The sequence below is a fragment of the Bacillus sp. D386 genome (assembly GCF_006346415.1).
The window spans coordinates 231,472-253,783 of the sequence record NZ_VEMV01000004.1 but is presented as its reverse complement, the minus strand read 5'-3'; the positions used below and the strand labels follow the sequence as shown (position 1 = coordinate 253,783).

The 22,312-nt window shown below is 35.5% G+C and carries 17 protein-coding genes and 1 pseudogene; 5 read left to right on the top strand and 13 right to left on the bottom strand.

Annotated elements, in window-relative coordinates; genetic code table 11:
• Window positions 1–21: 21 nt before the first annotated feature.
• The 13 genes from FHY45_RS13285 to FHY45_RS13225 form a co-directional block, all read right to left on the bottom strand.
• Complete coding sequence (locus FHY45_RS13285; RefSeq protein WP_139892121.1) at window positions 22–1,293, bottom strand: hypothetical protein; 1,272 nt, start codon at window positions 1,291–1,293, stop codon at window positions 22–24.
• Window positions 1,294–1,314: 21 nt separating this feature from the next.
• Complete coding sequence (locus FHY45_RS13280; RefSeq protein ID WP_139892120.1) at window positions 1,315–2,427, bottom strand: glycosyltransferase family protein; 1,113 nt, start codon at window positions 2,425–2,427, stop codon at window positions 1,315–1,317.
• On the bottom strand, window positions 2,424–3,599 hold the full coding sequence (locus FHY45_RS13275; protein ID WP_139892119.1) for a glycosyltransferase family 4 protein: 1,176 nt from the start codon (window positions 3,597–3,599) through the stop codon (window positions 2,424–2,426). The genes FHY45_RS13280 and FHY45_RS13275 overlap by 4 nt, the downstream gene beginning before the upstream one ends.
• Entirely contained in the window at window positions 3,599–4,675 is a 1,077-nt protein-coding gene (locus FHY45_RS13270) for a sugar-transfer associated ATP-grasp domain-containing protein (protein WP_139892118.1), read from the bottom strand. Before FHY45_RS13270 ends, FHY45_RS13275 begins: the two co-directional genes overlap by 1 nt.
• Window positions 4,672–5,592 (bottom strand): ATP-grasp fold amidoligase family protein, encoded by a 921-nt coding sequence (locus FHY45_RS13265; protein WP_139892117.1) that lies wholly within the window; start codon window positions 5,590–5,592, stop codon window positions 4,672–4,674. The genes FHY45_RS13270 and FHY45_RS13265 overlap by 4 nt, the downstream gene beginning before the upstream one ends.
• Before the next feature lie 5 nt (window positions 5,593–5,597).
• The gene (locus tag FHY45_RS13260; RefSeq protein ID WP_139892116.1) at window positions 5,598–6,698 is read right to left on the bottom strand and encodes a glycosyltransferase family 4 protein; all 1,101 of its coding nucleotides are present in this window, start codon (window positions 6,696–6,698) and stop codon (window positions 5,598–5,600) included.
• A 1-nt stretch (window position 6,699) separates the two neighbouring features.
• The gene (locus FHY45_RS13255; protein WP_139892115.1) at window positions 6,700–7,563 is read right to left on the bottom strand and encodes an NAD-dependent epimerase/dehydratase family protein; all 864 of its coding nucleotides are present in this window, start codon (window positions 7,561–7,563) and stop codon (window positions 6,700–6,702) included.
• Window positions 7,560–8,195 (bottom strand): sugar transferase, encoded by a 636-nt coding sequence (locus FHY45_RS13250; RefSeq protein ID WP_139892344.1) that lies wholly within the window; start codon window positions 8,193–8,195, stop codon window positions 7,560–7,562. Before FHY45_RS13250 ends, FHY45_RS13255 begins: the two co-directional genes overlap by 4 nt.
• Before the next feature lie 410 nt (window positions 8,196–8,605).
• Complete coding sequence (locus FHY45_RS13245) at window positions 8,606–10,435, bottom strand: polysaccharide biosynthesis protein (RefSeq protein ID WP_139892114.1); 1,830 nt, start codon at window positions 10,433–10,435, stop codon at window positions 8,606–8,608.
• Window positions 10,436–10,494: 59 nt separating this feature from the next.
• Entirely contained in the window at window positions 10,495–11,370 is an 876-nt protein-coding gene (gene galU / locus FHY45_RS13240) for a UTP--glucose-1-phosphate uridylyltransferase GalU (RefSeq protein WP_139892113.1), read from the bottom strand.
• 345 nt (window positions 11,371–11,715) lie between these two features.
• The gene (locus tag FHY45_RS13235) at window positions 11,716–12,480 is read right to left on the bottom strand and encodes a tyrosine-protein phosphatase (protein WP_139892112.1); all 765 of its coding nucleotides are present in this window, start codon (window positions 12,478–12,480) and stop codon (window positions 11,716–11,718) included.
• An 87-nt stretch (window positions 12,481–12,567) separates the two neighbouring features.
• A complete protein-coding gene (locus FHY45_RS13230) occupies window positions 12,568–13,266 on the bottom strand; it encodes a CpsD/CapB family tyrosine-protein kinase (RefSeq protein WP_139892111.1) in 699 nt (232 codons plus the stop codon).
• Window positions 13,256–13,999, bottom strand: coding sequence for a YveK family protein (locus tag FHY45_RS13225; protein WP_139892110.1), 744 nt, complete (start codon window positions 13,997–13,999; stop codon window positions 13,256–13,258). The genes FHY45_RS13230 and FHY45_RS13225 overlap by 11 nt, the downstream gene beginning before the upstream one ends.
• Before the next feature lie 632 nt (window positions 14,000–14,631).
• On the opposite strand from FHY45_RS13225, the gene FHY45_RS13220 reads away from it, so the two are divergent.
• From FHY45_RS13220 to FHY45_RS13200, 5 genes and pseudogenes are all read left to right on the top strand, one after another.
• Window positions 14,632–15,396 carry an SGNH/GDSL hydrolase family protein gene (locus FHY45_RS13220; protein WP_139892109.1) on the top strand — a complete coding sequence of 255 codons (765 nt, stop codon included), beginning with the start codon at window positions 14,632–14,634 and terminating at the stop codon, window positions 15,394–15,396.
• Window positions 15,397–15,726: 330 nt separating this feature from the next.
• The gene (locus tag FHY45_RS13215; RefSeq protein ID WP_139892108.1) at window positions 15,727–17,790 is read left to right on the top strand and encodes an N-acetylmuramoyl-L-alanine amidase family protein; all 2,064 of its coding nucleotides are present in this window, start codon (window positions 15,727–15,729) and stop codon (window positions 17,788–17,790) included.
• A gap of 320 nt (window positions 17,791–18,110) precedes the next feature.
• Window positions 18,111–19,745: an N-acetylmuramoyl-L-alanine amidase family protein gene (locus tag FHY45_RS13210; protein ID WP_139892107.1), complete on the top strand. Its 1,635-nt coding sequence runs from the start codon at window positions 18,111–18,113 to the stop codon at window positions 19,743–19,745.
• 129 nt (window positions 19,746–19,874) lie between these two features.
• Window positions 19,875–20,435: pseudogene (locus tag FHY45_RS21235) on the top strand (DUF6944 family repetitive protein).
• A 976-nt stretch (window positions 20,436–21,411) separates the two neighbouring features.
• Window positions 21,412–22,083, top strand: a complete 672-nt coding sequence (locus FHY45_RS13200; RefSeq protein WP_139892105.1) for a TcaA second domain-containing protein — start codon at window positions 21,412–21,414, stop codon at window positions 22,081–22,083.
• Window positions 22,084–22,312: the final 229 nt, after the last annotated feature.

The following is a 22,312-nucleotide window of genomic DNA, read 5'->3' as shown; positions in this document are numbered from 1 at the left end:
AGACCCCCCGAAAGAAAATATTTAATTTATTAGGTGCTTCCTCCTTGCATAATTCCATTTAAACCAAGTCAAAAAAGCACTTAAAGGGGCTAATATATAATAAACTAACATAGCATCTAAGCTTTGAGTTAATAAACCAATTATCAACATAAGATATAGTGCTTTTCTAGGTACACTTTTGCAATTATCTGCCCAACGGCACAAGATAAGCAATAATAATATAGTAAATAAAATACCTAAAGCAACACCAAGATTAGCTATACTCATCTCAAATAAAGACGGCGTCATCCCTGCAGGTATATCCATAGGAGATGTACCATATAATTCTGCAGTTAAATATCTATAATGCGGAAATGGCTTTGATGGCCAGATTTCTCTAGGAACAGGCATAAATACAGTAGATATAAACGTCTGTCCCCTGTATTCTAATATTGGATCATCTTCTACCAACTCTTTATAAAGAACAAACTTTGTGACATCATCTCTTCCAAAGTCAATTCTATATGTCATATAAAGAGAGTCAAAACTATTCGTAGCAATAGGCTTTACATAAATTGCGTATATTGCATTAAATAATATAAAAACAGTCGCAATTAGTGCAAATAATGGTTTAATAGGTAATCTCTTTTCCTTAGCCTGTATACTATTCAAATAGAAGAATAAAAACATTAATAATAAAGTCACAATAATATATCTCTTACCGTCTATCCATATAATTGAAATAGCATATAATAGAAGGAGAAAATATAGACTTTTATATCTAACTTTGTAGAAAAACAAACAACAAAATGCAAAAATACTTAAAAAAACTAAAATTGAATTCATTTGATAAAATGAATTTGTTAAACCACGCGCACTATAAGTGCCATAAACAAAATATTTAGAAACATTACCTGTTATAATGATGTGTATATATGGCAGAAGGATAACAATAGGCAGGATATATTTATTAAAAACGACCGAGTTATTATGTGTATATACAATTTTCACACTTTCTTTGTTATCGTATCTTGTATACAGTGAGAGTATGCTAATTGTGAGCAATAGATATATAGAGTATACAATACTTACCTTATCATTACCTAAAGCAATTTCAAAATAAGAATACCAAGAATAGTAGCTTGGTATTCCAATCGTATTATCCATTAATACAGGTAAACAATTAAATATATATATTACAGCGATTATATAATCTGCTACTGAGCTAGACTTATAATTTAGAATTCTTTTTAACGAATTATAAAATAGAACTGATGAAATTATTATCAAAAGCCAATCAATTATATTTGCCATTTTACCCTACCTTAACATTCTCTAATCTTCTTTGAAAATCTCCTCAATAATCCTCTTTATTATCAAATTATTATCAACACTTTCATAGAAGCTTTTCGCATTATCTACATACTCTGAATAATTACTTTCAATTTTTTTTATTGCAGATACAATTGATAGTTTATCAGTAAAATCTATGCATTCTCCCGCTCCAGATTTGCCAATAGTATTTACTAACCCTGGAACATCGCTACCTAGTATAGGTTTTCCAAAGTGAGTATATTCAAATATTTTATTTGGCGCACAAAACAAATTATTTAATGATGAATCATCATAATTTGCGATTCCTATAGTGGCATATGGCGTTATTTGAAGATGCTGAGGAGCAGGGAAATAACCCAAGTATACGGTTTTATTATATATAGATTTCACTTTATTTACTCCGTCATAAAATGATTTTCCAATAAGAACCAAGAGGTATTCCGAATTCATTTCTTTCAAAGCTTCAGCTAGTATCCCAAGATCCCTATCGGCAGAAATGACTCCTTGATACAATATTACCTTTTTATTCTGTATTTTGGATATTGCGTCCTTTATTTCTGTAGAGCCTTCCATTTCATACATATCATTATTTGGATATGGCTTATTAGGCATTACGTAAGGTAGTGTTTGTAAATTCCACCAAGATTTCATAATCCTCGCCCTTGTTTCTTCACAGGCAATCACTATAGCAGCATCACCAATTAGCCGTTTTAGACCCTTGAGGTAAAAGGGATACTTGTCATAAAGCTCTAATACACTTAAAACATATTTCTTATTTTCTAACTTACCAGATAGTGCAATTGCACTATCTGCCGTCCCAAACCATAATACTGTATTTTCATCATATAGTTTCTTGAATAGATTTAATATGTTATATCTAAATTTCAGATAACTGAATACTTTTCCAAACAGTTTAATTTTAACTCTTTTATTACCCGTTAAAATACAATTAATATTTCGTTTTCTGAAAATATCTATTAATTTGGAATCACAGTCCCCGCATATAACCGTTACATCAACCCCATTATCATTTAAAAACAATATTTGTGATATGCAAGGAGGATATAAATGTAATGACTCTCTTACAATATATAAAACTTTTTTTTGTTTCATTCTTTATTAATCCCCTCAAAACTAGTAACAAATCGCTTATAAAAATCTAACCTGATTTTGTTTAAAGAACTAATGTCATATTCCTTAGCCTTTTCAAAACTTCTTACTGCTTCTTTTTCCAACTTTGACTTATCTAATTTCTTTAATAAATCACATAAACCCTGTACTGAGCCACTATTAAATATAAATTCTTGATTTAATAACTCTGGAATTCCCCCAGTACTGGATCCAATTGCTGGACAACCTCTACTCATTGCTTCAACTAAAGCCCTTGGTAATCCTTCTTGTTTACTAGGCTGAACATATATATCTATTTCATCTAAATAATCAAAAACCCTTTGATGTGGCAATGAACCATAGAATTTCACTTTATCAGAAACTCCAAATTTTATAGATAACGCCCTCAAATAACTATTATCTCCACCTCCAACAAGGTGGTACTCGAAATTATAACCTTGTTTGTTAAGTTGTGATATAGCTTCAATTACATATTGCTGTCCCTTATATTTCACATTAACAGCAGCCGTTGTCCCTAAAACAATGGGTTTATCTTTATTTAATTTTTTAATTTTACTTAGACGTTTTTCTAAAATATTTTCTTCCAATGAAGGTAATGAAACATCTGAACATCCAATATTAACTCCATCAGTTGGATATCTTCGTTGTAAAAATTCATTTGTAACATATAATACATATTGAGCATTTTTGACTCTTTTTTTAGTTTCATTATACATTATTGGAGCCATAATCTTACCCTTTAAACTATGGTTCCAATATGCATCCCATGGACAAGCAACTAGTTCGACAAGATATGGTTTTTTCAACTTTCTTGCAATGTCAATCGCAAGATTACCACTGTGGCTAGGCAATCTGGCTATTATAAAATCTGAACATTCAACTTCTTTTTCCACTATTTTTAATGCATTCTTGCGATTAACGAGATAACCCTTGACAGAAGAGAGGTTGGGAAAACTAACAACCTTCAGTTGTTCTTTTTTAATTTTAGGTTGCTTTGTATCCTTAGGATCAATTACCCTTGTTCGTACAAGCATGGTGAATTTTTCACAAATCGAGTAATATCGATTCAATACGTCCTCAGTAAGATTTTGTGGATAAGCATTCCCATGTTTATCAATTGACATTGGTCCATCATGACAAAAAAGTAGTTTCATTATTTTATATCCTCCAAAAATACCTCACTTAGCACTTCATCAGTTAATTCACCAAATAGCGGCCCTATTGTTTGCTGATGATGATTCAGTCCTTGGTACATAAGATTAACTTCAATTAACACTGGTTCTCCATCAATACCTATTGCAAAATCCCATGATATTATTCTAAAATGGCCAAATTTCATATGTTCTTTTTTAGTAATATCTTTAATTTTTTCAAAACTAGGTATTTGAATATCACTAAACCTATAACCACGTGGATGTGTTAATATTTTATCACCCTGTTTATATTTTATGGCGTATTCTTGTAGGTATCCATCGTCCTTTATCCCACATACAATTCCATAGTGGTCATATATAGAATCCTCATTTCCTATACGCAAATGGGAAGTTAATACGGATACTTTGTTTTGGTGGAGAAAAGTGGTGATTCTAACAGTATTAACAGACGAAGGGTTTAACATTTTTAAAGTATCATGCTGTTCAAGAACTTCTTGTATTACAAAGTTCCCATTAAACTTTTGCAATACTTTACTAATTTCTTCTCTCATATTAGCAGGACTTTCTGAACGAACTAAATATATATTTTTGCCAGAACCACTATCAATAGTGGCCTTAATAATCACCTTTTTCTTGCTCTCACATTTTGTTAATACTTCTTCTAAAGTTAATGGGTTATAGTTTTCATCGTAGTTAATCCCACTCATATTCTTTGCAAGAGTCAAAGGTCTATTAACATTTGGGAACCAGTAATCATATAATGCTTTATCTGCATAAGCTTTACCAAACGGCAGTTTATTATAGTAAGGTAATATTCTTGTATAAAAGATATCTTCTGGAATATACTTCACATCCATTTTACCATTTATAGAAGTATACCAATTATGCCAATCTGTACTTATCTTCACATTATATTTTCCCCAATATTCTAAGATGTCGCTCTTATACTTCGAATCAATTTTCTTTATATTTTTCGCCAGGGATTGGTTTAATTGTCTTCGATAAGCTATTTTAAGATAAAAATTAAAACAATCCCTATTAATAAATTGAATAATTTTTTTTATTAAGTTTTTCATAAAGCCTCCCTAGGTTGTACATCTTTCACGAAAGGTAGTTGGAAATGCTCACCCAATATAAAATCAAACTCATCCGGATCGAATTCAATATAGCCGCTACCATGAAAGAATGTCATCTCTCCAAAATAGATTTTTCCATTTATATTATACAAATCGACTCTTACATGAGGAAACTCATTAGATAGTGTTTCAGCAATCTCAACCATTTTCTCAAAGTTTATTGGCTTACGGATTCTATTATCTGTATTTTTTAAACCCTTACGTGAGTAAGGGAGAATTTCAAAGTCCCTGCTATATATACCAAATCGCATAATATCGTCTGAGTATCTTTCAGCATTAACAAAAACGCATGCTATCTTACCGTCAAAACAAATAAACTTATAATCTACAAGATCATTATTTTCATCTTTTTCAAGAAACTTTTCACATATAATACGTGGGCTAATATTGTAATATGGCCACTCTCTCCCAGCTTTACTTGTGCGTTTTATCAACCAATTATTAAGTAATTCTCTCGTAGCCTCTAAGTCTAACTTTGATTTATCTTCACAAAGTAAATTTGTACGACTTCCGTTTGTTGTTTTAATGACAAACTTGTCTGGTAGCTGTTTAAAATCTATTTCATCTACTCTTTCATAGACCCCATACAATGGAACTAAAATATCTTCGAAACCTTTAGAAATGATATAGTCTCTAACGGCATATTTATCAGCACACTGAGTCATAATTGGTTTACGATAATAGAGCTTGTACCATTGGAGTTTTTCAGTGAATCTTTGCGGATTTTTTAAATTTAGTTTTCTACCTGTTTTAATCCTGTATTGTAATCTAATCATGACCTCATCTGGGATAAAATTTGTCAACCCTAAAATTCTCAACCTAGTATCTTGGCTTGGTATTAACTTCTTATAGTCCATATCTTTCACCCTAATACTTTCTGTATTTCATTTATATAAGCTTCAATAACAATCTGTCTGTCAAATTCATTTTCTACTTTCCTTCTACCTGCTAAGCCCATGTTTCTCTTGGCCTCAAAATCAAGTTTTAAGAAACTCTCAATCTTATTAATGAGGTCTATACTATTTTGCTGTTCGATAATATAACCATTAATTCCACTATCTACAATCTCTCGACATCCACTTCGGTTAGTCGTAATTACAGGTCTGCCGCAGGCGGAACTTTCCAACAACACATTTGACATTCCCTCCGGATAATAGGTGGGATGAATTGTACAATGCGTTTTATTCAAAATTTGTCTAACATCACGCAACATGCCGTGATATTTAACAATTCCTTTTTCTTCCAAGTCTTTTAATTTTTCTTCATATTCTTCTTCGGTGAAACCACATATATGAAATCTTGTTTGTGGATATTTTCCTCTTATATATTCTGCCGCTTCAAGATATTGCTCGATTCCTTTCTCCTTCATTATTCTAGAGATAAATACAAACTCAATCATTTCATCAGAAGGATAGTTAAGAGTGCTGAAGTGCTCCAAATTCACACCTGATCCTGGTACCAAACGATGTCTATGATTTGCTATCTCATTTTTTGAGAAGAATTGCATATTTTCATCATTTTGGAAGAATACAGCAGATATTCTTCCAAAGGCAATTCTATAAAGGAATACTGTAATCTTTTGCATAGGGCCCTCTTTTTCTACAGCGGTTCCGAGTCCTGTGATATTAGCTATATAAGGAATTTTTAGTATACTTGCTGCAATTCCACCATAAATATTTGGCTTAATTGTATATGTGAGAACAATATCAGGACTAACTTCTTTCATCACCTTTAAATAATAACGAACCAGCTTGATTTCTTTAAAAAGATTTTTCCCATGGCGTTCAAGAGAAGCCTCAATATATTTACACCCCATTTGGACTAAATCATCTATCCTCTCTCCATAAGGGGAAGAAATATAGACTTCATACCCTTCCAATAGAAGGCGTTCTACCAACTCACGTCTAAAGTTATATATGACCACATCGTGATTAACTAAAATTAGCACTTTTTTTTGTTGCAAGTTACTTCCTACTTTCAGTTAGTTTAATCGATTCTTTTAAATCATGTATATGATACTTTTCTTTATAAAGGCTCATATTTTTTTCATAAACTAAATTACCAAATATCTTATTAATGATTCCTAATTTTAACCCCAACAGCTTTATTGCCGGATTAAAAACTTGTGTAAGTTTAATCTGTTTTCCGTGGCATTCAGCTATTAAACGAACCATGTCACTTGTCTTTACATATTCTTGATTTTGTGGGAAGAAGAGCCCACTTTCCTGATTATCGATTAGCACTCTAATAAACTCACACAGATTATCAATATGAAGCATACTACGTTCGTTGTTTATATCCGGAAATACAGGTAATAATTGAGCTGCTTTAGACAATTTTAAATAGTTTCCTTTAGAACCTTTTCCATATATCATTGGTGGTCTAATAATAGCAACCTTAAAATTCTCACTTTCTAATGGTTTAATTCCCTCTTCAGCTTGAAGCTTGCTATTTCCATAAAAGTTACTTGGTGTTGGTATAGTATCTTTATCAATTACTCTTCTCTCACCACTACTGTCACCATATACAATGATACTGCTCATAAAAATAAACTGATAGACACCTTCAGCCTTTGCCTTCCTGGCTATCTCAATGGTTAGATCACGATTAATTCTATAATAAGAATCTTCCATTTTAGGGTCAGTTGAAACATGAGCAATTCCTGCAACATGTAAGATAACGTCATATGCGGATAAATCAGTTTCTCTCCACTTTTCATCTCTTAAACTAATGGTAGAAATTTTATATTTATCAGGGTAGTTTTCTATCCATTTTTCAAAACTTTTGCCAACATAACTATTTACTCCGGTGATCAAAATATTTATCACTTTGATAGCCTCTCCTTAGTACTTGCTAAATCTTGCATAGATCGGGTTCCAGTCCCACCTTCAATAACACCATCACTTTTTACAACACTTATGATGGTTCCAATGAAACACTTAAGATCCATCATAAAACTTATTTTTTGAACGTACTCCCCATCCAATTTTGCTTTTATCTCAATAGAAAGTTCATCTCTTCCATTAATTTGTGCCCAACCAGTAAGCCCAGGTTGAACATCATTAGCACCATATTTATCCCGTTCAGCAATCAAGTCATATTGATTCCACAGCGCTGGTCTAGGCCCAATAATACTCATCTGTCCTACAAGAATATTCCAAATTTGCGGTAGCTCATCTAGTGAAGTCTTTCTTAAAAACTTACCCACTTTAGTTATATACTGTTCAGGGTTTTCTAGTAAATGAGTTGGGGTGTCCTTTGGTGTATCTATTCTCATTGTACGGAACTTCAAAATATTGAAATATGTCTTATTGATTCCAACACGCTTTTGTTTAAACAGAATCGGCCCCCTTGAATCAAGTTTAATAGCGATAATTAAAATCAAAATAAATGGTGACAAAATAACTAATCCAATTAAAGAAAGTAAGAGATCTATCAATCTTTTCACCTTCATATATATCATGTTATAACACTCCTTAAAATGTGATCTATAATAGATTAGGACTTAATTGGAATGCTGATTTTATCTATTCCAATGAACTACTAAACCACTAAAATTACATTTACCTAATAAAAAACTCTCGCAACTTAATAATTTTATTACAAAGAGGGGGAGACTTATTATGTTGTTTTTGCAATCGAATATTCCATTATATCAGTTCAATTATTCTTAACTACCACTCTTTATCTCATATTGATAACATTGCATCTCATAGATAGACACTATCAATTAACGTTAAAACCATATCACTGTAGGAAAAAGTTGGTTAGCAATTCTTAAAATCACTAACCAACAATCAATTCTTCTTATCAAACAACAATTCTGTCATTATCGTAGATTTTTTTGGCAAGGTTTGTTTTTACCAATCCTTAACTACCAACCACTAAAGACTTCTTTTCTCCAAACTTCGTATTAGCAATCCCCACTAGCGTATCCTTCATATCAACTGAATCCTTATCAAGAAGTGACTCAATCACCTCATAAAGCTCTCGCTTATCCATTGGCTGTGCCTTTCCAATAAAGATCTTAGGAAACACATGATCTTTCTGAACCTCATTCTCATTAAGAAGCTCTTCATACATCTTCTCTCCAGGCCTCAAACCAGAGAATTGTATTCCAATCTCATCTACCGAATATCCTGAAAGGGTAATCAGATTTTTAGCCAGATCAACGATTTTTACTGGTTCACCCATATCAAGGACAAATATTTCTCCTCCACGAGCCAATGCCCCTGCCTGTATCACAAGCCGTGAAGCTTCCGGAATCGTCATAAAGTACCTTGTAATGTCTGGATGTGTAACCGTTATAGGACCACCTGCTTGAATTTGTTTCTTAAATAGCGGAATAACACTGCCGCGGCTACCCAACACATTCCCAAACCGTACTGCAACAAACTTCGTCTTACTTTCTTTCGCTAAATTCTGAATAATCATCTCAGCAAAACGCTTTGTTGCTCCCATTACATTAGGGGGATTCACGGCCTTGTCAGTTGAAATCATTACAAAAGTACCGATTCCAAACGTATCTGCCGCTTCTGCGACATTTTGAGTACCTAGAATATTATTTTTCACTGCTTCTCGAGGATTATATTCCATCAATGGGACATGCTTATGCGCTGCCGCATGATAAATAACGTCTGGTTTGTATTCATCCATCACATCAAAAATTCGATTTCGATCCTGTATATCTGCAATAATCGGAATAATCTCAATAGAGTCACCATATTGTTTTCTTAATTCCATATCGATTAAATAAATACTATTTTCTCCATGCCCCAGCAACAGGAGCTTAGCAGGAGTAAACTTACAAATTTGACGACATATTTCAGAGCCAATTGATCCACCTGCACCGGTAACAAGTATCGTCTTCCCTTCCACATATTCAGAAATGCTACTAATATCCAGTTGTATCGGTTCTCGTCCCAATAAATCCTCAACCTCTACATCCCTAAACTGTGTGACGGATACATTACCAGACATGATCTCTTCAATCATTGGCATGATTTGAACCTTCACCATTGTTTTTGAGCATTCCTCGTAAATACGTTTTATCTCACCCTTTGACAGGGAAGGAATGGCAATAATAATAACTTCAATCTCATGTAAGGCAACAGCCATCGGAATAAAGGACGTATCACCAACCACCGGTAATCCGTGGAATTCAAGTCTTTGTTTATTTGAATCATCATCAATAAAGGCAACAGGTAGTAAATCAGAGTCCACCTTATGAAGTAGTTGTCTTGCTACCATAGTTCCGGCTGCACCGGCTCCAATAATTAACGTACGCTTTTTTGTTGCATCAGATGTGCTGATGTAACGATCTCTGATAACTCTCCAAGAAAATCGCGATCCACCTATCAATAGGATATGAAGCATCCAGGTAATTCCTAAAGCCCGTACGTAAACATCCTGAAAAACGATTAGCTGAATGACAGAAGTGGTTAATATTGAAAACGATACAGCTTTTACTATCGCAATTAACTCTCGTACACTCGCATATTCCCATGCCTTGTTATAAAGTTTATAGATAAATGCATATACATGATGGCAGGTTAATAATGCTAAAGAGGTAATTAATAAGGTTTCCATTTTGAAAATTCCCAAATACGGGTGAAGGACAAGATAACTGCAATATATAGCTGTCAACACGATAAGGGAGTCTAGTAGGACCAGTGTGGTCAGCCTTTTCCGGTACGTCACGTTCTAACATCTCTCCTCTAAAAAAGACCGATACAAAGTCCGGTCTTCTCCAAAATATTTTATTTTTTAATTAAGTTTAATTTTTCTTCCATAAAACGTAATAAATCCGAACGCAAAGTTTCATCTTGAAGGGCAAACTCAATAGATGTTTCAATAAAACCTAATTTCTCTCCTACATCAAATCGTTTACCGTCAAAGTCATAGGCAAATACGCGCTGAATTTCATTTAACTTTTGAATCGCATCCGTCAGCTGGATTTCTCCACCAGCCCCTATATTCTGCTCACCTAAGAACGTAAATATTTCGGGACGCAATATGTATCTTCCCATGATGGCTAGATTAGATGGAGCCGTACCTTTTTCTGGTTTTTCTACAAAGCTCTTCACCTGATAACGGCGGCCTTTTTGCTCTATCGGGTCAATGATTCCGTAGCGATTTGTTTCTTCCATTGGCACATGTTGTACACCTATAATAGAAGAAAAAGTTTTTTCATATTCATCCATCAATTGGCGTAGGCATGGCTTATCTGCTTGGACAATATCATCACCAAGTAAGACAGCAAACGGTTCTTCGCCAATGAAATTACGCGCGCACCAAATTGCGTGTCCCAAGCCTTTTGGTTCTTTTTGGCGGATATAATGGATATCGACCTTGGAAGGAGCCTGTACTTTTTCGAGAAGATCAAACTTGCCCTTTTCCATCAAGTTATTCTCTAAATCATACGCATGATCGAAATGGTCCTCGATGGATCTCTTTCCTTTACCGGTCACAATAATGATATCCTCTATCCCGGATTCAATCGCTTCTTCTACGATATATTGAATTGTTGGCTTATCAACAATCGGCAACATTTCCTTTGGCATCGCTTTTGTCGCAGGCAGGAATCGTGTTCCAAGTCCAGCAGCTGGTATAATTGCTTTCCTTACTTTTTGCAAGGTATAGCCTCCTTTTTAAAATCACTATATATAACGGATCATAAATTTTACATTTCCGAGGAAAATATCTAGGTATAAGTTCTTAATTACCAAAAATAACTAAAAATTATTAGACAATTGCAATTACTATGTTTCATAATCAATATTAAGGGTATTTAATATTCGTTTTTGTTTTTTTTACACACATCTAATCTATTACTTAAACATTAATAAATATGGGCATCTAACCCACCCTCACACCATCCTACCGATGACTTGCATCTAAGGAAGTTTATTGTACTTCCCACAGCATGGCCGAGTGTCTCCTTTGATAACGGTTAGGAGGCATCACCTACATGATTATCATTAAAATAGCCCTAAAAACTTACGCTGTCTGACTGGCTGCGGCATTTCTCTCATGATCGTCTGCCCGCTAATGAGTAACTCTGCATTTTCTTCGAAATAATAAATTTGGTCCAAACCAAATTGTTTCTCAATTTCATCTAATGCCTGGTTCATCCAAAATTGTCTTGTTGATACATTATGTGCATCAGATGCCACAAAATGAATTAAATTAGAGGATAGTAAATCCATTGATACTTTTTTAATTTTTTTCCCAAATTTACCTGCGATGCTACCGCATGTAAGCTGAGTGCTGACGCCCTTTTGGACAAAGTCGTATAGGAGATTTGGATTTTCAACAATGGCCATATTCCTTTCCGGATGGACCAGAATTGGATTAATACCCTTTTGTTGAAGTTCAAAAAATAATGTACTTGCATACCTTGGTATATGATTTGAAGGAAATTCAATCAAGAGATAAGAGGAATGGTTTACTGTTTGAATCAAACCCTGCTCCAGATCCTCGAGCAATTCACCGTACACCCTGACCTCTTGGCCGGGGAGAACCTTTAATGGAATTTGGTTTTTCTCCAAATGTTCATTTAATTGATCAATCTCGGGTAATAGTTTTGTTCTTATATTTTCATACGCACCATTTTTATGATGCGGGGTTGCGATGATCGTATCGATACCTTCGCTCACAGCAAGCCTTGCCATGTCTATTGAATCTTTTAAACTCTGTGCACCATCATCCAAACCTGGCAGTATATGACTGTGTATGTCAATCATTTCATCAAGCAACCCCAATCGTTGTATATTTATTCCAATCAATGAGTCTATCTTACTCACTTTTAATGGAAAAGTCTAGCTAAACATCTACTTTTTACCGTAATAATAGTACGTATTGTCCCTCATTTTTTTGTTATTGAGAACAGCCCCTAGGATTTTAGCCCCGGTTTTCGATAATAATTCCTTCGTTTTGACAGCATCGTCTATCTGTGTTCGTCCGCTGCTTACTACCAGAACGACTCCTTGGCAAAGATTCGAAATGATTTGCGCATCGGTTACAGCAGTCACCGGTGGTGTATCAATAATAATGATATCAAAATGTTCCTTTGCCTGGGTAATTAATTCGCCCATCGCTCTTGATGATAATAGCTCTGCTGGGTTTGGCGGTAGGGGGCCGCTAGTCAACACGTGTAAGCCTAGAGGCTCAACAATTTGTAATGCCTTTTCAAACTCTATTTGTCTTGTTAATACACTTGTTAACCCTACGCTGTTCGTAAACGAGAACGTGTAATGCGAAGAAGGTTTGCGTAGGTCAGCATCTATGAATAAGGTTCTTTTCCCCTGCTGGGCGAAAGTCACGGCTATATTGGCAGCTGTTGTCGATTTTCCTTCTGTTGGTCCTGAGGATGTAATCATAATCGTTTGCATTTCCTCGTCTACCGAAGAAAATTGAATATTTGTTCGCAGCGTACGGAACTGCTCCGAAATCGGTGATTTTTGTTCAAAATACGTGATAAGTTTCCTTTGTTTGCCGTTCCCGATCTGTTTGCTTTTCTTACGCACCATGCTGCACACCTCTTCCTGATCGCTTAGCTCTTGCTCTTGACTCCATTTGAGCATTACTTTCTTCAATAACACCAATCACACCGATAACCGGTAAATCAAGGATTCGTTCGATATCCTGCTCGGTTTTAATTGTATTGTCTAAATAATCCATCAAGAAGGCTATTCCGACACCAATCATTAGTCCGACTACCATCGCAACCGCGATATTAAGTAGTGGCTGTGGTTTAATCGGTGAAGCATTCTCTGAAACTGTTGCTTTCGCTAGGATACTAACATTATCGACATTCATAATATCAACGATTTCCTCTTTAAAAATCTCCGCAGTTGTATTGGCTATTTTCGCCGCCATGTGTGGGTCCTCGTCTGTAACCGATACATTCACTACCTGAGAATTTTGCTCACTGGCAACGGTGATTTTATTAGTTAGTTCACCTGCTGATAAATCCAAATTTAATTTCTCAATGACCTTATCTAATATGGCTGGACTCTTCATAATGACGTTGTATGTTTCGATGAGTTGTAGATTCGTTTGAACCTCATTGTAGTTATAAGTAGTTTCTTCACCCTTCGCTTGATTGACAAGCAGCTGTGTGGAAGATTGATAGATTGGAGTCAAAATAAAAAAGCTTGTTACTCCGCTTATCAAAACTGACAAAACTGTAATCATGATAATGAACCATGCACGTTTTTTTAAGGTTTCAAACAAATCCTTCAAGCTGATAGTTTCTTCCATTTCATCCTCCGATTAACATAATATTAAGTATTATACAATAAAACGACAAAAAATCCTTTATTTTTCGGGAATTTTATTTATTTTTTTCAATTATAAAATGTAGTGTGCGCGTTGTTCTTTCATAAATTAATCCTGTCTGAGATTATAAATTCACCCACACTTTCTCTATGCAAGAGTTTCTATCTGTGATTAGATTCACATTGTCCATCTAAAAATCTTAATGATTTCTCTATCTAAATTGTCACACTTACTTCATACTAAAAAACTCCCCTTATTTAAGATAATGGAAAATACCTAAATACGGAAGTGGAAAATAATACTCCAAATTCATTTTTCTGAAATTTTCATATTGTTATACCGAGCTGAATGTTCAAACTGTTATGTATAAGAAGTCGCCTTTTTTATTAATTACTCAATTAAATATAATATAATTTTATTATATTTATAAGGATTACTACAATATGAATTTATTTCAGACTCTTTCAAAAAAATAATGTCTGCGTTAAACTGTAACTGAGTCATCCTCTCTCTCATTAGGTTAAGTAACGCAACTAACCCACGAGAGGATAAATAGATTCATTTTTCAATACAATATAGAATATAAAAATTATTTATCATCCGGAGGAAGGAAAATGAAATATGTCACAATGCTTTTACTCACAATATTCACCGTTCTTGTTATAGTTTTTGGACAAACATACTGGAGTAATCAAATTGAACAAACTGTTGCCATGGAGAATGAAAAGAAGCAAGCTGAACCAAAAAAAGAAGTGAAGCCCTCCTCTTCATTTGAAGGTGTTGAAAATCAAGAACTAAAGAGCGCTCTTGAAAAAGGAGTCAGCAAGCATAAAAAAGCTAACGTCTTGATCGCCGGCTCCAAAGCATTGGGAAATCAAGATATCGGTTTAGGAAAAACCCTCAGTCAGGAAATAAAAGAAGAATTCGAAGATGGTGTGACGGTATCTCATATAGAGTTTGCAGGTACATCCACCCAATTAATAGAAGAAGGCCTAATCAGTGATTATCAAGAAACTGAGCCAGATGTTCTTATTCTTGAAGCCCTTACCCTAGCCGATAATGGTAATGTTGAAGTGGAGGATAATCACGATAACATTGCAACGATTATCCAAGAATTGAAGTCGGTGAACGAAGACCTATACGTAATTCTTATGCCTACTCACCCTATTCCAAATGCCACTATCTACCCTAAACAAGTAGACGCATTAAAAGAATATGCAGTAGAGGAGAAAATTACTTATATCGATCATTGGGAAGCTTGGCCTGATTATACAAATGAAGCCGAGTTGATGGAGTACCTGAAAGAAGATAAGAGCGCTCCGAATGAAAAAGGTATAGAGGTTTGGAGTAAAGAGGTCTTGAAGTTATTTGGAATATAATAAGAAACTCTGAAGTTTAAATATGATAAATTCGATTTTGTATTAATCAAACTTATAAAGTTACCATTTTTATAATTTATTTTCACTTGATTGAAAGAGTATCTAAGCACCCATTTTGGGTGTTTTTTGTTTTGAGTCTTAACCAATAAAATCTCCAGTTCACTCTTTCCTTTCTCCACTAAAATATATTTCAGGAAATACTACTCACTAAAAAATTTAGATATCCTATTTTCATCCTAGTTTTTTTACATTCTTTAACAAACCTCTTTAAATCTATTCGATTCATCCGATGAAAAGAAAAGAATAAATAAAAAAGAGGTGAAAGAACTTTTGGGAAAATATTTTATTAAAGCTGCCAGTTTGCTGATTTTGCTATCATTTATCATTACTCTGTTACCAGAGAAAGCAGATGCCGCCAGCTTTTCATCTAAAGTCAATGCTGATGTCCTAAATGTCCGTTCCAAGGCAACTACCAAATCCTCTGTCATCGGAAAAATCAAAAAAGGCAAAGTGGTCACAGTTCAATCTGAGCAAAATAACTGGAGCAAAATTACATACGATAAGAAGACCGGCTGGGTAATGAGCAACTATCTTACCTATGTCAATTGGACTGGGTATGCAAAAGTTAATAATCTGTCCATAAAAAAAACAGCCTCTTCCTCTGCCAAATCTCTTGCAACTATTAAGATTGGGACAGCTGTTTCAGTAAAAGGGCAAACGGGAAGCTGGGTTAACGTCTATTATTCCAGTAAAAAGATAACAGGCTGGGTATCCATTTCAAGTCTGACAAAGTCAAAGCCTGCAACTGGTACAACGAACCTGGGAACCTATTATGTAACAGCTACCAGCCTAAATGTTCGTGCATCAGCGAGCACAAAAGCAAAGGTCATCACAACCGTGAAGAAAAACGCTTCGGTTACTCTTCAGCAAAAAAGTGGATCTTGGGGGAAAGTAAAAACCTCTAATGGTAAAGTTGGGTGGGTGAGTCTCTCTTATCTATCTACTAAAAAACTGGTTGCAAATCTTGGTACCTACTATGTGACAGCTAGCAGCTTGACTATTCGCGAGAAAGCCAGTACCAAATCCAAGGTCATCACTACAGTAAAGAAAAATACTGCGGTTACTCTTCAACAAAAGAGTGGATCTTGGGGGAAAGTGAAGACTTCAAACGGTAAAGTGGGCTGGGTAAGTCTCTCTTATCTTTCTACTAAAAAACCGGCTATGAATCTTGGAACCTATTATGTGACAGCTACTAGCTTGAATGTTCGTGAGAAAGCCAACACTAAAGCTAAGGTTATCACTACAGTAAAGAAAAATGCTGCGGTGACTCTTCAACAGAAAAGCGGTACCTGGGGGAAAGTGAAAACTTCTAACGGTAAAGTCGGCTGGGTAAGTCTCTCTTATCTTTCTACTAAAAAACCGGCTGTGAATCTTGAAACCTATTATGTTACGGCTAGCAGTTTAAGTGTACGTCAGAAGGCGGACACATCTTCCAAAGTCATCACGACTGTGAAGAAAAATGCTGCCCTTACTCTTCAACAAAAGAGCGGTACCTGGGGAAAGGTGAAAACTTCTAACGGTAAAATCGGCTGGGTTGCTATGAAACATATTTCAACTAAAAAACCATTCAATACGAAAACACCACAGCCGGTATCAAATAAAACGGAGTACCTGGTTACCAACGCCAATACTTCTCTGTACAAAAATGCTGACTCAAAATCTACCGTATTGGCTTCAGTTTCAAAAAACTCTAGTGTGATGAAACTGAATACAAATGGTAGCTTTACACAGGTAAAACTGACATCCGGCCAGATTGGATGGATTACCAGCAAAACACTGATCGTTTCCAAAAGTGTGAGGGGAAAAATCATCGTTATTGATCCAGGGCATGGCGGATCTGATTCGGGAGCTATTGGGGTAAAGTTAAAAACGAAGGAAAAGAATATTAATCTAAGTACAGCCAATCAATTGGCAGCCTTACTGAATAATGCCGGGGCCACCGTCATCATGACTCGTAGCAATGACACCTTTATTTCATTAGCCAACAGGGCAGCACTCAGTAACTCAAAAAAAGCAGATGCGTTTTTAAGCATCCATTACAATGCAGCTCCAGACTCACCAACCGCGTCTGGAATAGAGACTTATTACTATCAAAATAGTAGTCTGGCAAGTGCTATACACGGTGAATTGATTAAAGCAACAGGGTTGAAAGATAGGAAAGTTAAACAAGGTAATTTTCAAGTCATCAAGAGTAATAAACAACCAGCTACCTTGCTAGAGCTTGGATTTCTTACAAATGCAGCTGAAGAAAGAACCATTTCTCAAACCAGCTATCATAAAAAAGCAGCCCAGGCAATCTATAATGGCTTGAATGTATATTTCAAACAAAAATAATAGTATTTCAATTTACAGCTTCCTATTCAAAGGAAACCGAAGACTATATATAAAAAGCACCCTATTTGAACTGCGCCCCAGTTGTTAGACACTTCTAACATATTTGATGCAGTTTGATTTTTGGGTGCTTTTCACTTATAAATTCCATACATAATTAACACCTTTTTCTTATTTACCCCTTCTAGCCTTCTATTATATTTTAATATATGGGCCTTTACGCTCCATAAGGAAAAATCTATTTCACATTCTTAAAGAAACACATTAGATTTGATAGATTTGTCCGATTAAAAAATAGAATAGTTTATGTAAGAGGTGATATTTTGAGGAAACTCTCTATTAAAGCTGTCAGTCTGCTGATTATGCTATCTTTTTTCATTACTATGTTACCGGAGAAAGCAGATGCTGCCAGCTACTCATCTAAAGTCAATGCCAGCACATTAAATGTCCGGTCTAAACCTTCGACCAAATCCTCTATAGTAGGAAAAATTAAAAAGGGCAAGGTAGTAACTGTTCAATCAGAACAAAATAACTGGAGTAAGATTACATATGATAAAAAAACGGGTTGGGTATCGAGTTCTTATCTTACCTATGTAAGCTGGACTGGCTATGCAGGGACAGACAACCTGTCCATTAAACAAACAGCTTCTTCCTCTGCCAAATCTCTGGCAACTATTAAAAAAGGCATAGCCGTTTCAGTAAAAGGGCAAAAAGGAAACTGGCTTAAAGTCTATTATTCAAGCAAAAAGGTGACCGGATGGGTACCTGCTTCAAGCGTGACTAAGACAAAGCCAACGACTGCCACAGCAAATCTGGGTACATATTATGTCACAGCTACTAGTCTAAATGTTCGCGCCAGTGCGAGCACTTCTTCCAATGTCATCACGACTGTGAAGAAAAATGCTGCGGTGACTCTACAGCAGAAAAGTGGATCCTGGGGGAAAATCAGAACTTCCAACGGTAAAGTTGGTTGGGTTTCTTTATCCTATATTTCTACTAAGAAACCGGTGACTTCGACGAATCTCGGTACCTACTATGTCACAGCAACCAGCTTAAATGTTCGCGCTTCAGCAAGTACTTCTTCCAAGGTTATTACCACCGTGAAGAAAAATGCTGCTGTTACTCTTCAGCAAAAAAGTGGATCCTGGGGGAAAATCAAAACCTCCAATGGTAAAGTTGGTTGGGTTGCTATGCAATATATATCAACTAAAAAGGCCGAATTGGCTGCAATAGAATACCTTTACACTACCGCCAACACCTCCCTGTACAAGGAGGCTGACTCTAAATCTACTATTTTAGCCTCAGTTGCTAAAAACACTAGTGTGATAAAACTTACTACAAAAGGCAACTTTACACAGGTCAAGCTGACATCCGGTCTGATTGGATGGATTCCAAGCCAAACACTGGTATACAAGAGTGTGAAGGAAAAAATCATCGTTATTGATCCTGGTCATGGCGGCTCAGAAACGGGAGCTATTGGTGTAAAATTAAAAATAATGGAAAAGGATATTAATCTAAGTACGGCCAATCAACTGGCTACCCTACTTAAGAATGCCGGTGCAACCGTCATTATGACACGCAGTAATGATACCGTTATTTCATTAGAAGACAGAGCAGCACTCAGTAACTCTAAAAAAGCAGATGCGTTTTTAAGCATTCATTACAATAATGCACCAAATGTACCATCAGCATCTGGAATAGAAACTTTTTATCATCATAATAGCACCTTGGCAAATGCCATACATGGTGAATTAATTAAAGCTACTGGCTTGAAAAATCGTAAAGTTAAATATGGTAATTATCGAGTCATACGAGATAATAAACAGCCCGCCGCTCTGCTCGAACTCGGATTCCTTTCAAATGCAGCCGAGGAAAAAACCATTTCCCAAACCAGCTATCACAAGAAAGCAGCACAGGGTATTTTAAATGGCTTAAATGTATATTTCAAAAATAAATAACGTCCAGCCTTAAGCCTCCGATCATTCCTCGGAGGCTTTTAATTTTCACTAAAATCCAATCCATCACCAAATCCTCGGAATACACTATAACGATTATCCACAAACGGATGTGATAGGGTGTCAAATCAAATGAAAGAAATAGTTGAAGCCTGGCTGACGGCTATCGGAGCCATTGTTGTAGCCATCGGCTCTACTCCAAACACTGGATTATCAAACAAAATACAAAGAGAACTTAATTTAGTCGGGAATGCACTGGAAGCAGTCGGTGCCGGCTTAGCCGCAGACGGGCAAGATAATAAATCCTCACTTGAATATGCAGGGAATGTTATATCTAGTATCGGAGCCTTGGAAGTCATTACTGGAATTGCTGTTGTTTTCCCTGAACCTACTAATACGAATATTGCGATTCAGGGTAATTAATTACAGGCATTAGGCAGCGGAGTCAGTGCAGCTGATGAATTAGGCGATCAAACCACTTTAGGAGAAACAGAAATCTTAATAGGTAATATTATCCAAACCATTGGCAGTGTCATCCAAGCATTCGGCGTTAAAATTCAAGTTAATGACCAGCAGGAGGGACAATTCTATGTTGCATTGGGAAGCTGGATTCAAGCCGTTGGCGCTGTTCTATCCGCCATCGGTCAACAATTCGAGGAAGCTCATGAAAATAAACCAGGTATTAACGAATAAGATGCCCTCCTCTGGAGGAGGACATTTTTACATACAGGAATAGCTTTAAATAGTAGGGAGAAAAGCGGAGAATCCAATAGATGTATATATCGGGACCAACTTTCTGTGCCCTCCGCTAGATGACGAGCTGATTAGCGACAGTATATTCTGGACAACAAGATTTCCTGAAGTTTGATGGATAGTGGTAGTTGGTTTATAGAATATGTCGGAAAGAAATAGCTGCCATCGGAACATTTGAGAAGATTCCCATGATGACAATAAGTCTAATCCCCTAATAAACGTTCTTTTTTATAAATTTCTTAAACTTTTTACCGACACCTTCTGCTATTCAGATAGCCGTTATACAGGTTTCCCTATCACTTTTCCACAGTTGCTGGCTAACCATTTCATTTAAAATGACTATTTGTTGGTATTTGTTTTGTTTTACTTCGTGTTTTTTACGGTATAAATAGAGTACAACTATTCCAAATTATGTATAAAAAGGGAGGCGCGAAACTATGAGAATCCGAGCAGGCAGTTGGAGAATGCTTTCTAAACAAGAAAAGATCTTTATCCTAAATGCAGTCAGTCAGCGTCGGACATTTTAATCATCGCCAATCGGATGGTTCCTTACCTCAAGTATATTTGTAGGGCAGGAACGTAGGTTAAAGGTCTTTTCCTCTGTTCACTTCTAAAAAGATAAATATACAATCCTTCGCTTTATTTTCTTTCTCACTTTTCCTCCATTGTTGCTTTCAAGTAACCAATCATCCGTATCTTGACGGGTGATTATTTTATTTGGGCCTATTCATTAATCGATTGATTAATTTGGTCTTCTAACTCCTCTGGGTTGAAAGTATACTATACATATAGATGGTTACTGTCTTTTGTCATAAAAAATTCAATATGTATTATTTGAAATTATCTTCGATATGCCGATATAGTAGAAGTAAGCAACCGTTACTTATGACCCAATCCTAAAGGTGGTGTGAGGAAAATGGCGAATCTAAAAATATCCCCACTATTTAAAATATCCCTAATGATTATACTTACTGTCATTTTATTCGTTAGCTTTTATTTTATAAAGGGACCGTTTCTCGATAAGGATACTCTTGTCAAAAAAGTTGAGACCGCTCTCGCCGATCAAAATGTACATCAGCTCTCCCGGATTCTAACCTCATCAAATGAAGACCTGGTTATTGACGAAGAAAATACAAAGATCTTGATGGATTACCTTCAAAAAAATCCTGATTACACCCAAAGCCTTCTGACAGTTCTCCATGAACAATCCCGATATTATGATGATGATTCATCCAAATCAGGTAAGGAACAGCCCAGGATTGAAGGATTTTTAACACTGAAAAAGAATACGAATTCCTGGCTGCCGGACAACTATTCAATTGAAATCGATCCAGTTTATCTGACGATCACTACAAATTCTAAGCATGCCACCTTAATGGTGAATGGTGAACAAGTCATTAAGGCCAACGAAGCCATTTATGAAAAGAAAGTCGGCCCCCTTCTTCCGGGAGAATACAAAGTCGAGGCAAAATTGAAAACAAATGATACGGATATCAACGAAAAGAAGCAGGTTGTTTTGTGGAATAGTGATGAGAAAATCAACATGAATTTAAATGATGAGGAAGTCGGCTTGGATACAAATGAATAATGATAAGAAAGACAAAGATCGGTCTTTGTCTTTTTTTATTTCATTCTTTACAAATATATACTGAAATATCATAAGCAACAAAAAAGAAACTTAGGTCTATTCTCTTATTATATTGTTAAAACTTCTCAGTATACTTTTACAAATAGGAAGTTTGAATCAAGCACAGAAAACGAACATTCGATAATATTGTAGAAGAAAGCCCATTTTTATGATTCGTTTTTCCATATAA

Coding starts and splice junctions, on each gene's coding strand:
- FHY45_RS13285 (WP_139892121.1), bottom strand. CDS start 1,293: ATGGCAAATATAATTGATTGGCTTTTGATAATAATTTCATCAGTTCTA.
- FHY45_RS13280 (WP_139892120.1), bottom strand. CDS start 2,427: ATGAAACAAAAAAAAGTTTTATATATTGTAAGAGAGTCATTACATTTA.
- FHY45_RS13275 (WP_139892119.1), bottom strand. CDS start 3,599: ATGAAACTACTTTTTTGTCATGATGGACCAATGTCAATTGATAAACAT.
- FHY45_RS13270 (WP_139892118.1), bottom strand. CDS start 4,675: ATGAAAAACTTAATAAAAAAAATTATTCAATTTATTAATAGGGATTGT.
- FHY45_RS13265 (WP_139892117.1), bottom strand. CDS start 5,592: ATGGACTATAAGAAGTTAATACCAAGCCAAGATACTAGGTTGAGAATT.
- FHY45_RS13235 (WP_139892112.1), bottom strand. CDS start 12,480: ATGATTGACATACACAGTCATATACTGCCAGGTTTGGATGATGGTGCA.
- FHY45_RS13230 (WP_139892111.1), bottom strand. CDS start 13,266: ATGGTGCGTAAGAAAAGCAAACAGATCGGGAACGGCAAACAAAGGAAA.
- FHY45_RS13225 (WP_139892110.1), bottom strand. CDS start 13,999: ATGGAAGAAACTATCAGCTTGAAGGATTTGTTTGAAACCTTAAAAAAA.
- FHY45_RS13220 (WP_139892109.1), top strand. CDS start 14,632: ATGAAATATGTCACAATGCTTTTACTCACAATATTCACCGTTCTTGTT.
- FHY45_RS13200 (WP_139892105.1), top strand. CDS start 21,412: ATGGCGAATCTAAAAATATCCCCACTATTTAAAATATCCCTAATGATT.